The sequence below is a fragment of the Alginatibacterium sediminis genome (assembly GCF_003610775.1).
Taxonomy (GTDB): domain Bacteria; phylum Pseudomonadota; class Gammaproteobacteria; order Enterobacterales; family Celerinatantimonadaceae; genus Alginatibacterium; species Alginatibacterium sediminis.
Genome location: NZ_RAQO01000005.1, coordinates 515396 through 527964 on the forward strand (window position 1 = coordinate 515396; position 12569 = coordinate 527964).

At 44.3% G+C, this 12569-nt stretch carries 9 protein-coding genes; 5 read left to right on the forward strand and 4 right to left on the reverse strand.

The features are described 5' to 3' along the window. Positions 1 to 58: 58 nt before the first annotated feature. The 4 genes from DBZ36_RS10805 to DBZ36_RS10820 form a co-directional block, all read right to left on the reverse strand. Positions 59 to 2059, reverse strand: a complete 2001-nt coding sequence (locus DBZ36_RS10805; RefSeq protein WP_120354949.1) for a methyl-accepting chemotaxis protein — start codon at positions 2057 to 2059, stop codon at positions 59 to 61. 310 nt (positions 2060 to 2369) lie between these two features. Further along, on the reverse strand, positions 2370 to 2846 hold the full coding sequence (locus tag DBZ36_RS10810; protein ID WP_120354950.1) for a SprT family zinc-dependent metalloprotease: 477 nt from the start codon (positions 2844 to 2846) through the stop codon (positions 2370 to 2372). A gap of 5 nt (positions 2847 to 2851) precedes the next feature. Then, the gene (gene metK, locus DBZ36_RS10815) at positions 2852 to 4003 is read right to left on the reverse strand and encodes a methionine adenosyltransferase (protein ID WP_120354951.1); all 1152 of its coding nucleotides are present in this window, start codon (positions 4001 to 4003) and stop codon (positions 2852 to 2854) included. Between the two features lie 131 nt (positions 4004 to 4134). Next, positions 4135 to 5403: a chloride channel protein gene (locus DBZ36_RS10820; RefSeq protein ID WP_120354952.1), complete on the reverse strand. Its 1269-nt coding sequence runs from the start codon at positions 5401 to 5403 to the stop codon at positions 4135 to 4137. Between the two features lie 214 nt (positions 5404 to 5617). On the opposite strand from DBZ36_RS10820, the gene tkt reads away from it, so the two are divergent. The 5 genes from tkt to DBZ36_RS10845 form a co-directional block, all read left to right on the forward strand. Further along, a complete protein-coding gene (gene tkt / locus DBZ36_RS10825) occupies positions 5618 to 7609 on the forward strand; it encodes a transketolase (protein WP_120354953.1) in 1992 nt (663 codons plus the stop codon). Between the two features lie 105 nt (positions 7610 to 7714). Then, a complete protein-coding gene (gene epd / locus DBZ36_RS10830; RefSeq protein ID WP_120354954.1) occupies positions 7715 to 8752 on the forward strand; it encodes an erythrose-4-phosphate dehydrogenase in 1038 nt (345 codons plus the stop codon). 56 nt (positions 8753 to 8808) lie between these two features. Then, complete coding sequence (locus tag DBZ36_RS10835; RefSeq protein ID WP_120354955.1) at positions 8809 to 9972, forward strand: phosphoglycerate kinase; 1164 nt, start codon at positions 8809 to 8811, stop codon at positions 9970 to 9972. Positions 9973 to 10071: 99 nt separating this feature from the next. After that, positions 10072 to 11148, forward strand: a complete 1077-nt coding sequence (fbaA, locus tag DBZ36_RS10840) for a class II fructose-bisphosphate aldolase (RefSeq protein WP_120354956.1) — start codon at positions 10072 to 10074, stop codon at positions 11146 to 11148. Between the two features lie 311 nt (positions 11149 to 11459). After that, positions 11460 to 12569: retention module-containing protein (locus DBZ36_RS10845; RefSeq protein ID WP_120354957.1), on the forward strand; the 1110-nt coding region annotated here is incomplete at its 3' end.

The following is a 12569-nucleotide window of genomic DNA, read 5'->3' on the forward strand; positions in this document are numbered from 1 at the left end:
TGGTTATAGAGATAAAAAAAGCCCGTTTTAGCGGGCTTTTTTGAATTAGTATGACTGATTAAAGCTTGAACTCTCCAACCAAATCCTTTTGTCGATTAGCCAAACCAAGTAAGGTCTCGGAACGTTCGGCACTGGTTTGAGATTCTTTGGCAATGTTTCCGGCCATATCTACAATACGTGAAATATTGGTATTTAACTCGTGGGCAACCGATGTCTGCTCGTGAGCTGCAGATGATATCTGAGTACTTGACTGACGAACTCTAGAAATCGCTTCTTGTAGTCCAACAAACGAATCTCCCATGACACTGGCATGATTAACCATGGTTTGGGTTTCTTTTTGATTAGACTGCATACTCGAGACTGTTGTTTTTGCACTTCGATGCAAGCTTTCGACCAGCTCTTCAATTTCTTTAGTTGCTGATTGAGTGCGAGTCGCAAGCGAACGTACTTCATCCGCGACAACCGCAAAGCCACGACCATGAGCACCTGCTCGGGCTGCTTCAATTGCAGCATTGAGGGCTAGCAGGTTTGTTTGCCCTGTGATTTCTTGAATCGTTTGTACAATAGCGCCAATGCCGTCAACTTCTTTTTCTAGTACAACAAGCGCTTCGTTGGCTTTTTTCATTTCGTTATCGAGGTTGTTGGTTGACTCTAAGTTGTTGTCGATACTTTGACGATTATCCAGCGCAACTGCGTTCATCGATTCAACTTCGTCCAAAGCAGCTTGTGCATTACTCGCCACCTCGGTGGCTGATGCGTCCATTTCGGCGATAGCGGTTGCAACCGAGTCACTTTCTTTACGCTGTAGTTCAATTTGTTGTTGAGTTCGGTGGGTTATATCGGTTGCTTGTTCGGCAACCTCGGTTACTTTCCCAGAGACTTCATTTAAGTTTTGAACGATTGAGACTAGTTTTTCTTTCAAGGTATTTACTTGGGTTGCAATTTGACCAAATTCGTCTTGGCTATCCATTTTCAAGGCGATGCTGAGATCGCCACTTGCCATTTTCTCAAGTGAACCCAAAATGACGTTCATCGGACGACGAATCCGTTGAACCGTTGTCCAGCCCACAATTAAGGCTATGAATACTGATATGACAACGATAATGGCTAGTATCATTGTCGCTGTTTCGCTGCTTTGTTTTGACTTGATATGGGTTGCACTAGCGAGCTCTTCAACAATAATGTCGAGAGCTTGAAAGCTTTGATCTGCTTGATTCACGGTCTCATTTAATTGCGCTACGATTTGCAACGCTTCGTCGCTTAGTTGCAGATAGCTCTCTAAACTGGTGTATAAGTTTCCATCTTGGTTTAAAGAGTTATTCATGACCGTAAGGTAGTCAGCCATACGGTCCATGATGACTTCTTTGGCGTTACCTAAGTTTTCGGTGGTCATTACCATGTTGTCATAGCGATCTTTTTGCAGTGAAATGCTGGCTTTGAAATCGTTGATGTTAGCAACAGCCAATGAGGCATTGGCTTCAGATGAATACTCAGCGGCTATTTGTGTCATAAATTGTAAGGCAAATCGGTCTGAGGAATTTTCGTCGCCACTTAAATCCCAAGATAAATCATCAGCGTCACCTTTGAAAAATCCCCAGTCTTCTTTAAATTTCTGCAAAGCACTGAGGACTTTAGCGTGGGCCAACAATTGCTTGTTATGATGCTCTTCTTGCTGGTGCTCTAAGACAAATGCCTGCTGAGCCAAAGCATTTGCTTGTTCAAAACTACTAAGAAGTTGTGGGTACTGGGTATAACGTTCTTTGGCTTGTTCAGCAATTTGGTTAAATTCAGTCTCAGTTGTCTTAAGTTCTTGTTCAACTTGTTGGCGTTGAGCAGCATCTCGAATCGACAAATGTTGCATCGCAGATTTATTGGCCTTAAGTAACAACTGTGAAAGCTTCGCAGCTTCGCTTTGCATCGGAGAAATAGTATTTTGAGTAAACAGCTGTTGTTCATTCATGCTGTTTTGGGTTGTGAATGCTACTCCTGCTAGGACTAACAAAAGCACTAACAAAATGGCAAAACCACCAATTGTTCGTGCGACCACTGTTAATTGCATATCTCTACCTTAATTAGCGACTTTGGGACTGACTTGATAAACAAACAGAGCTATTGATTCTGTAAACGTTTACAAGTAACAACTATATTCGGCAAGTTTGACAGAATCTTAAGCGATTTGGAGCTACAGAAGGCTAAAAAGGAGATCCAGTCTATGTTTTTGATATGTAAATGTAATGGCAAGGCATGTTTACATGATTGATGATTAAACCCGTGGTGATTTACATAATTGTAAAAACAGATTCAATAATTAAAACGCAGGGTTGCCAATGCTTGGAATGACAACAGCGGTATGGTTTTCGATAAACGCTCTAAGATTTTGCAAGCAAGTTTGATCCACAACGCCTACACCGATATTCAATTCCTTTTAATACCTTATTATGGCGCCGGATTGTTAGTTGATGAGAACTACACTGACACTGGTAATCGAACACTTTGCCTTGTACTGAACTCACATCATACTGGTGCGTGCGCATAGGCTCTAGTTGAAATACATCACGCATGATTGATTGCCATTGTTGACCATGCGCGGGGACGCGGCCAAAAAGCTCAAAGCATAGAAGGTGGCTGATTTCGTGTGGGACCGTATGTTCAAGGAAGTGGTCTTGATTTTCTCGGTACAAGGTGAGGTTGAAGCGAAGTACGTTGACCCCAAGTTTTGCGCTGCCGGCTATTTTCCCGCGTTGTTTGAAGTTGGTTTCTGGACGCTCGAATGAGCGTGAAAAGTAAGACTCAGCGAGTTGATAACAATACTCAACTCGCTCAAGTAGACGGTTTTCTAGTTCCAAATGATCTAGATACCTGCCGCTTCCTTTAGCTCTGCTGCTCGATCAGTGCGCTCCCAAGGAAACTCTTCACGACCAAAGTGACCATAGGCTGCGGTTGCTTTATAAATTGGACGCTCTAGGTCAAGCATTTCGATTAAACCGTAAGGGCGTAAGTCGAAGAACTGACGCACGAGTCCGATAAGTTTTTGCTCATCGAGTTTACCCGTACCGAAGGTTTCAACGCTGATAGATGTTGGCTCAGCAACGCCGATGGCGTACGAAACCTGAATTTCACAGCGGCTAGCCAAACCAGCAGCAACGATGTTTTTAGCTACATAACGCGCTGCGTAAGCTGCACTACGATCAACTTTAGAAGGATCTTTACCAGAAAATGCACCGCCGCCATGACGTGCCATGCCGCCGTAAGTATCAACAATAATTTTCCGACCGGTTAGGCCACAGTCGCCCATTGGACCGCCGATAACAAAACGTCCGGTTGGGTTAATAAAGAACTTGGTATTTTTACTTAACCATTGCTCCGGCAGTACCGGCTTGATTATGGTTTCCATTACCGCTTCACGTAGGTCTTCAGTCGAAACACTTTCTGCATGTTGAGTTGAAAGCACGACAGCATCAACACCGGTAATAATGCCATTTTCATAGGCAAAGGTGACTTGGCTTTTAGCATCAGGACGAAGCCAATCGAGTTCACCGGATTTACGTACTTCAGCTTGGCGTTGTACTAGTCGATGTGCATATGTCACAGGTGCCGGCATCAAGACATCGGTCTCGTCACTTGCATAACCAAACATTAAGCCTTGATCACCAGCGCCTTGTTCGCGAGGGTCGCTTCGATCAACACCTTGATTGATATCTGGGCTTTGCTTACCGACAACATTTAGAATGGCGCAAGAGTCTGCATCAAAACCCATATCTGAATGGGTATAGCCGATTTCACGGACGGTATTACGCGTAAGCTCTTCGATGTCTACCCAAGCTGAGGTCGAAATTTCGCCACCAACCATTACCATGCCAGTTTTTACGTAGGTCTCACAAGCAACGCGAGCCTTGCTGTCTTGTTCCAAAATTGCGTCAAGAACAGCATCAGAGATCTGATCTGCAATTTTATCTGGATGACCTTCGGAAACCGATTCTGAAGTAAATAAGTGTGTAGCCATGATTTCAATCTCTTTCTTAGTTTTGGACATATACCCGTCTGGACGTCTATTCTAAGAAAGAGTCTCATAATTTGCTAGCTTTTATTTACACGATCACAGGTTTGCTTTGTAAAATGCAGCTATAGCTGGCTTCAAACACGATTAAAACTTGCTTTTAGTTGGTCAACTAGATTGATTTGCAAGACTGGGCTTTGTTTGAGATCGACGCCGGACTGTTCAAGTTGGGATGCAAACAATCCTTTGGTTTTGAAAATTTTGCGCGCGCAAGCATTAGCTATAACACAGGCGACAAGGGTTGGAAGCAATATTTGTGGCTGCTGCACGTGTTCGAAGAGCAGCAAAGCCGCTGCAACTGGGGTTGCAAAAACTGCCGCTAGCAACGCCGCCATTCCTATACAAATCATCGCTGCGTCAGGGCTGCCACTAAACAGCTGACTTAGGCTAACTCCGACGAGCCCTCCAATAACGATCATGGGACCAATACTGCCGGCGGGAAGAAATAGGGCGAGAGTAACCCCCGTTAATAGTATCCGCGCCAGCAACCAAATTACAGCTTCTGGGGTTGAAGCATCCCATTCGAGTAGCGCTGAAGGCGTAATTGATTCTAAACCCAAAAACTCCGGATTGTAGAGCCCTGCTAATGCAGTTATAGCGACAATGACGATCAAACTTATTGGACGGTTCTTAATTTTAAAACCCAAAATAATCTTAATCATCAAGGTACCAACGCAACCCGCGGCTAATCCAAGCAAAAGAAAGTAGGGATAGTCTGATAAGGCAATATTTTGTTCAGCGAGCGGTATATGCAACATGCTACCGTTATGAAAATTTGAGACAAAGCTTGCGATACCCGCGCTGAGCCAGACTAAAATTGCAGCGCGCCAATCATAGTGTCTGGTGACCAACTCTAACGCGAAAATACTCGCCGCAAGTGGCGCATTAAACAACGCTGCAATTGCCGCGGCAATGCCGCAAGCAATAGCAGTTCTAACGTGGCTTGAAGAACATTTGGAAAAACGAGCTAGGTAGCTGGCTAAACCTGCCGCCAAATAACAACTGGGGCCAACAACACCCACGGCAAAACCGCAAATTAGGACGACAAGTCCCAAAACAAATTGGTAAACAATATTTTGCCAGCCAATGAGACCAAAATTAAAGTGGTAGCTGGTGATGGCTTGGGCGAAACCGACTTGGCGATATTGGCTAAAGCGCTTTTCGCAGTAATAAACAGTGAGCGCCCCAACACTGGGGAGCAAAATTGCTAACCAAGGGGAGTAGTTCCAATCAATGAGGCGAAGATGGGCAATTTCTGAGAAAAGAAGTGTTAACAGGCTAACCGATATCCCAATCACGCACGCGACACCAATAACTTTAAAGTTTAGGGGTTCTATCGTAGGCATTGCTAGGTGATACTCCTTGGCTAGACTGTGCTATTTTATCTGCAAATCTTTACAACAGCCATCACAGTTACCGAATTTGGCTAAAAACTTAAGAATTAACATAAATAATGAGCGATTAAAGATTGAGGTAATATGCTGTCTTTGTGACAATACATGTCCCTTAACGGTCGTTTCAAACTGATTTATTACTTAGAACATTAACTAGGAGTTATTCATGTCATCTCGTCGTGAACTCGCTAATGCCATTCGCGCACTTAGTATGGATGCTGTACAACAAGCAAATTCTGGCCACCCTGGCGCCCCTATGGGTATGGCCGATATCGCCGAGGTGTTGTGGCGTGAATTTTTAGATCATAACCCAAGTGACCCAAGTTGGTCAGACCGAGATCGCTTTGTGCTCTCAAACGGTCATGGTTCGATGTTGCTTTATTCATTGTTGCACCTTTCGGGCTACGAGCTTCCAATTGAAGAACTTAAAAACTTCCGTCAACTTCATTCCAAAACACCGGGTCACCCAGAGTATGGCTATGCACCTGGTGTAGAAACTACGACTGGCCCGCTAGGCCAAGGTATTACCAATGCCGTTGGTATGGCGATTGCTGAAAAATCAATGGCAGAACAATTTAACCAGTCTGGCCATGAAATCGTTGACCACTTCACCTATGCGTTTATGGGTGATGGTTGTTTAATGGAAGGTATCTCTCACGAAGCCTGTTCGCTAGCTGGGACTTTAGGTCTTGGTAAGTTAGTTGCATTTTGGGATGACAACGGTATTTCTATTGATGGTGATGTAGAAGGTTGGTTCACTGACGATACTCCAAAGCGTTTTGAAGCTTACGGCTGGCATGTCATTGCTGGCGTAGATGGTCACGATAGTGAAGCCATTTCAAAAGCCATCAAAGAAGCAAAAAGTGTTTCGAACAAACCAACACTGATTTGCTGTAAAACAATTATTGGCTTTGGCTCGCCAAACAAAGGCGGTAGCCACGATTGTCACGGTGCTCCATTAGGTGCTGAAGAAATCAAGGCCGCTCGCGAGTTCTTAAACTGGCCTCACGCTGCTTTCGAAATTCCTGCTGATGTTTATGAGCAATGGGACACAAAGGCTAAAGGTCAAGCTTCTCAACAAGATTGGAACAGTCGTTTTGATGCCTACGCTGCTGCTTTCCCCGAACTTGCAGCTGAATTTAAACGTCGTATGAGTGGCGATCTACCCGCTGATTGGACTGAATTTGCCGACGATTACATCGCTCAGTTGCAAAAAGATCAGACCAAAATTGCAACCCGTCAGTCTTCACAGAAGACGTTGGAAGCCTTTGGACCTAAATTGCCTGAGCTACTAGGTGGTAGCGCCGATCTTGCACCATCAAACCTAACCATGTGGTCTGGTTCTAAAGCAATAACTGCTGAAGACGCTACTGGTAACTACCTACACTACGGTGTTCGTGAGTTTGGTATGTCAGCAATCATGAACGGTGTTGCTCTACACGGTGGTTTCGTACCTTATGGTGCAACTTTCCTCATGTTTATGGAATATGCGCGTAACGCTTTGCGTATGGCTGCATTGATGAAACAACGCTCTATTTTCGTATACACACATGACTCAATTGGTTTGGGTGAAGATGGACCAACGCACCAAGCTGTTGAACAAACGTCAAGCTTACGTTTAACGCCAAACATGCGTACTTGGCGTCCATGTGATTCAGTTGAGTCTGCAGTGGCTTGGCGTAGTGCTATTGAGCGCAATGATGGGCCAAGTGCTTTAATCTTCTCGCGCCAAGGTCTAGCACCACAAGGGCGTGATGCTCAACAAGTTGCTGATGTTGCTCGTGGTGGTTATGTATTGTTGGATTGTGCTGGAACACCAGATCTTATCTTGATTGCTACCGGTAGTGAGATAGAACTTGCAGTTGATGCAGCAGCTCAACTAACAGCCGCGGGTAAAGCTGTTCGTGTGGTTTCTATGCCTTGTTGTGAAGAGTTTGACGCGCAAAGCAGCGAGTATAAAGAATCTGTACTGCCAATTGCTGTCCGTAAGCGGGTTGCGATTGAAGCGGGTATTGAAGATTACTGGTACAAGTACGTTGGTTTTGACGGTGCTATTGTTGGCATGTCAACATTTGGTGAATCAGCGCCTGCTGGTGAACTGTTCAAAATGTTTGGCTTTACTGTTGAGAACATCGTTGCAAAAGCCAACGCGCTTTAGTTGTTAAGTTCACGCACAAACTAAGACAGGCGTTGCCGCAAGCCTACTGATTACGGTAAGCTTGCACAAAGCCTCTGAAGCCCTCCTTTGAGAGGGCTTTTTATTATGTTGAAAACAAGAACACCGAAAGTAGCAATCAACGGATTTGGACGAATTGGTCGTAGCGTGTTACGCGCCCTTTTTGAGAGCCACCGTCAGTACGAAATAGAAATTGTCGCTATCAATGAGCTTGCTAGTCCGGAAGCCATTGCTCATCTATTACAATATGATTCAACCCATGGTCGTTTTAACCATTTGGTGCATGTTGAGGGCAAGCAATTGTTTGTTGGCGAGCACAACATAGCCTTATTTCATGAACCATTGCCGGCTAATTTGCCTTGGCGTGAGTTAGAGGTTGATTTGGTTCTTGAGTGTACCGGGCGTTTTAACACACGCGCAGATGCTGAACTCCACCTTGCTGCAGGCGCAAAAAAAGTATTGTTTTCGCAACCCGCAGACCCAGAAGTTGATCGGACGGTAGTTTTTGGTGTAAATGAGCAACATTTGATCCCATCTGACAAGGTAGTATCGAACGGTTCTTGTACAACTAACTGTATTGTTCCGGTAATTCAGGTGCTCGATGAAGCCTTTGGAGTAGAATGTGGTACTATTACTACAATTCACTCAGCCATGAATGATCAACCCGTCATCGATGCTTATCATCACGACCTACGCCGGACCAGAGCCGCTGGGCAATCGATAATTCCCGTTGATACAAAATTGGCGAAGGGTGTAGAGCGAATTTTACCTAAGTTTGCGGGTAAATTTGAAGCGATTGCGGTACGTGTACCTACTCAAAATGTGACGGCGATGGATTTAAGTGTAACTTTATGTAAAAAAGTTACAGTTTCTGATATAAATCAAGCCATCAAAACCTCAATTCGCGGTAAATTATCTGGGATTTTGGATTATACTGAAGAACCGCTAGTCTCAATTGACTTCAATCACGACAGTCATTCGAGCATTATAGACGGTTCGCAGACTCGTGTGAGCGGTGCGCATTTGGTTAAAGTACTGGCGTGGTGCGACAACGAGTGGGGCTTTGCCAACCGAATGTTGGACACAGCTTTGTTGATGACACAAATGGAAGACTCAGTCGACTAGTGAATAGCTAGCGCGGCTGATTCAAAAAATACATCAAAAACCACAGAGGACTGAAAATGTCTGTAATTAAAATGAGCGACCTGGATTTAGCAGGTAAACGCGTACTAATCCGCCAAGACCTTAACGTTCCTGTTAAAGATGGCAAAGTAACGTCTGACGCTCGCATCCAAGCTTCAATCCCAACCATTAAACTTGCCTTAGAAAAAGGCGCTAAGTTGATGATTACTTCTCATTTAGGCCGCCCAACGGAAGGCGAGTACAATGCAGAGTTTTCTCTTCAACCAGTGGTTGACTACTTAAATGATGCCTTAGACGTACCTGTACGTCTTGCTAAAGACTACCTTGATGGTCTAGAGCTAAATACCAACGAAGTCGTGGTATTAGAAAACGTTCGCTTTAACGTTGGTGAAAAGAAAAATGAAGAAGGCCTAGCGCGTAAAATGGCTGCTTTGTGTGATGTTTACGTGATGGATGCTTTTGGCACCGCTCACCGTGCTCAAGCTTCGACTCATGGTGTAGGCGTATACGCAGACATCGCTTGTGCTGGTCCTTTGCTTGCTGGTGAATTAGAAGCACTAGGCAAAGCGATGGATAAGCCTGCTCGTCCAATGGTTGCAATTGTTGGTGGTTCTAAAGTTTCGACTAAACTTACCGTGTTAGAGTCGCTTTCAAAAATTGCTGACCAACTGGTTGTTGGTGGCGGTATTGCGAACACCTTTATTGCTGCTGCGGGTAACAATGTAGGCAAATCACTTTGTGAAACAGACCTTATTGAAACAGCGAAAAAGCTTTCGGTTGAGTGTTCAATTCCTTTGGCAACTGATGTTGTTGTGGGTCAAGAATTCTCAGAAACTACCCCTGCAACTACTAAGCTTGCAAGTGAAGTCACTGACAATGAGATGATTTTTGACTTAGGTCCTGAATCTTCAGAAGCGCTTGCGAAAATCCTTAGAGAAGCTAAAACTATTCTATGGAACGGTCCGGTTGGTGTTTTCGAATTCGAACAATTTGCTGGCGGCACCGAGACAATTGCTCGCGCAATCGCAGAAAGCGAGGCGTTCTCAATTGCCGGCGGTGGTGACACTTTAGCTGCAATTGACAAATTTGGAATTAAAGACCAAGTTTCATATATCTCTACCGGTGGTGGTGCTTTCCTCGAGTTCGTTGAAGGCAAAACACTTCCTGCTGTTGCAATGCTTGAAGAGCGTGCAAAAGGCTAAATGCAAGACCTAGGGGCTCGGTACCAGCAATGCTTGGTACTTAAGCTCTTTCAAGCCTATTGTAGGCAAAATTTTATTTTAATTTACGGAATCTAAATCATGTCTAAGATTTTTGACGCAGTAAAACCAGGTGTAATCTCTGGCGACGATCTACAAAAAGTATTTGCGATTGCTAAAGAAAACCAATTTGCATTGCCAGCTGTTAACGTTGTAAACACTGATACTATTAACGGTGTATTAGAAGCTGCAGCAAATGTTAAAGCACCTGTTATCGTTCAGTTTTCAAATGGCGGTGCTGGTTTCTTTGCTGGTAAAGGACTTAAGTTAGAAGGTCAAGCTGCTGCTATCGCTGGTGCAGTTGCAGGCGCTAAATATGTTCACGCTATTGCGCAAGCTTATGGTGTTCCAGTAATTTTGCACACCGACCATGCAGCTAAGAAATTGCTGCCTTGGATTGACGGATTGCTTGACGCTGGTGAAGAGCACTTTGCTCAAACTGGTAAGCCATTATTCTCTTCACACATGATTGACCTTTCTGAAGAGTCTCTAGAAGAAAACATTGAAACATGTGGTCGTTATCTTGAGCGCATGGCTAAAATGAACATGACTCTAGAAATTGAATTGGGTTGTACTGGCGGTGAAGAAGATGGCGTAGACAACTCTGATATGGACGAGTCTGAGTTATATACTAAGCCTGAAGACGTTGCTTATGCTTACGAAAAATTGGTTAGCATTAGCCCGCGTTTCACTATTGCTGCTTCTTTCGGTAACGTACACGGTGTTTATAAGCCTGGTAACGTTAAACTAACGCCTACCATTTTACGTGATTCTCAAGCTTATGTTTCTGAGAAGTTTGGTCTTCCAGCTCAAAGCTTGAACTTTGTATTCCACGGTGGTTCAGGCTCTACTGAAGCTGAAATCAAAGAGTCTATCAGCTACGGTGTTATCAAAATGAACATCGATACTGACACTCAGTGGGCATCTTGGGATGGTATTCGCGAATACTACGCGAAAAATGAAGCTTACCTTCAAGGCCAAATCGGTAACCCGAAAGGCGATGACCAGCCTAACAAAAAGTTCTATGATCCACGTGTATGGCTACGTGCTGGACAAGTAAGCATGGCTGCACGTTTAGAAAAAGCATTTGATGATTTGAACGCTCGTAACGTTCTATAATCCATCTTTTAGTCTCAATACAAGCCACATTTAATTGTGGCTTTTTTGTAATTAAAAAATATCCAAAAATACTACTTAATGGGTGTTTTTATAATCTTTTGATTATTAAATGAGCTTTATTGTAGCTTTATTTCTAAAATCGTGCATTTTAGAAGCATTTTTACTTGCACCAATTCCCGCCTCTTCGTGTAAACTAAACCAATAATGATCTCGATCTAATTTAACCCTTATCCAAGATTTCGCCTTGGAGGGTTTGTTGTCGATATTGGTCAAATGCATAGCAGTTTATGCAAAGTAGCGAAGGAAAGCTCATGGAACAAATAGCAGTTAATAATCCAGCATTAGTAGTCTCTGTAATTGGCAAGGCTTATGTCATCGAAGCTAACGGGCAGTTACGACTTCTGAAAGAAGGCGAATCAGTAGAACGTGGCCAAGTCATCGTTACTGAAAATGGTGCTCAAGTAGCATTTGATTATGACGGCTATCAATACCAGCTAGGTGAAAACAGTGCGACTGCTCTTAATGCTGAAGCCAATCCTGAGCAAGCTCCTTTGTCAGCTCAAGCCCAGACCGAGTTAGAAATTGCGCAATTACAAGCAGCGATTGCTGACGGTGTCGACCCCACCGAAGCATTTGAAGCCACTGCTGCAGGCGGCGACGCTGCCCCTGCTGGTGATACTGGCGCAGGCGGTGTTGATGCTGGTAATGGCGGTTTCGTAAGTATCCAACGAACTGGAGCTACTACAATTGCGCAAAGCGGTTTTGATACCGGCGTCGCTGTTGAAGTCGCATCACCGCAAATTACCCCAGAAGATCCCAATTTACTAAACACAGCATTAGATGTTGGTAACGATGTCGTTACTATTGATAGTTTTACCTCGGTAGCTATTACGGACATTGATAGTGATTCAGCTATTGATGGTGATAATATTACTAATGATAATACCCAAATTTTTAGCGGAACAGCTGAAGCTGGCGCTGAAGTCGAAGTTTTCCTAAACGGTAGTTCTGTCGGGTCGGTTACAGCTGACCAAGCTGGTCTTTGGAGCTTAGATCATAGCTCCACGGTTTTAATCGATGGGAATTACCAAATTGCAGCGACTGCTACCGATGATGCCGGAAATACCGCTGAAGCAGATGTATATGATTTTGTTGTCGATACTGTCACTCAAGCTGAAATCAGCGATATCTCTGATGACACTGCGATTGATGGCGACAATATTACCAATGACAACACTCAAATCTTTACCGGCAACGCCGAGGCGGGGGCTTCGGTTGAAGTCTTCTTGAATGGTGAGTCAATCGGAACAGTTGAAGCCGATGAAAACGGCGCGTGGAGTGTCGATCACAGCGGTGTTGAGCTTGCCGATGGTGAGTATGCAATAACCGCAACGGCGACTGATGTGGCGGGTAATACGGCT

Coding starts and splice junctions, on each gene's coding strand:
- fbaA (WP_120354956.1), top strand. CDS start 10,072: ATGTCTAAGATTTTTGACGCAGTAAAACCAGGTGTAATCTCTGGCGAC.
- DBZ36_RS10805 (WP_120354949.1), bottom strand. CDS start 2,059: ATGCAATTAACAGTGGTCGCACGAACAATTGGTGGTTTTGCCATTTTG.
- epd (WP_120354954.1), top strand. CDS start 7,715: ATGTTGAAAACAAGAACACCGAAAGTAGCAATCAACGGATTTGGACGA.
- tkt (WP_120354953.1), top strand. CDS start 5,618: ATGTCATCTCGTCGTGAACTCGCTAATGCCATTCGCGCACTTAGTATG.
- DBZ36_RS10835 (WP_120354955.1), top strand. CDS start 8,809: ATGTCTGTAATTAAAATGAGCGACCTGGATTTAGCAGGTAAACGCGTA.
- DBZ36_RS10820 (WP_120354952.1), bottom strand. CDS start 5,403: ATGCCTACGATAGAACCCCTAAACTTTAAAGTTATTGGTGTCGCGTGC.
- metK (WP_120354951.1), bottom strand. CDS start 4,003: ATGGCTACACACTTATTTACTTCAGAATCGGTTTCCGAAGGTCATCCA.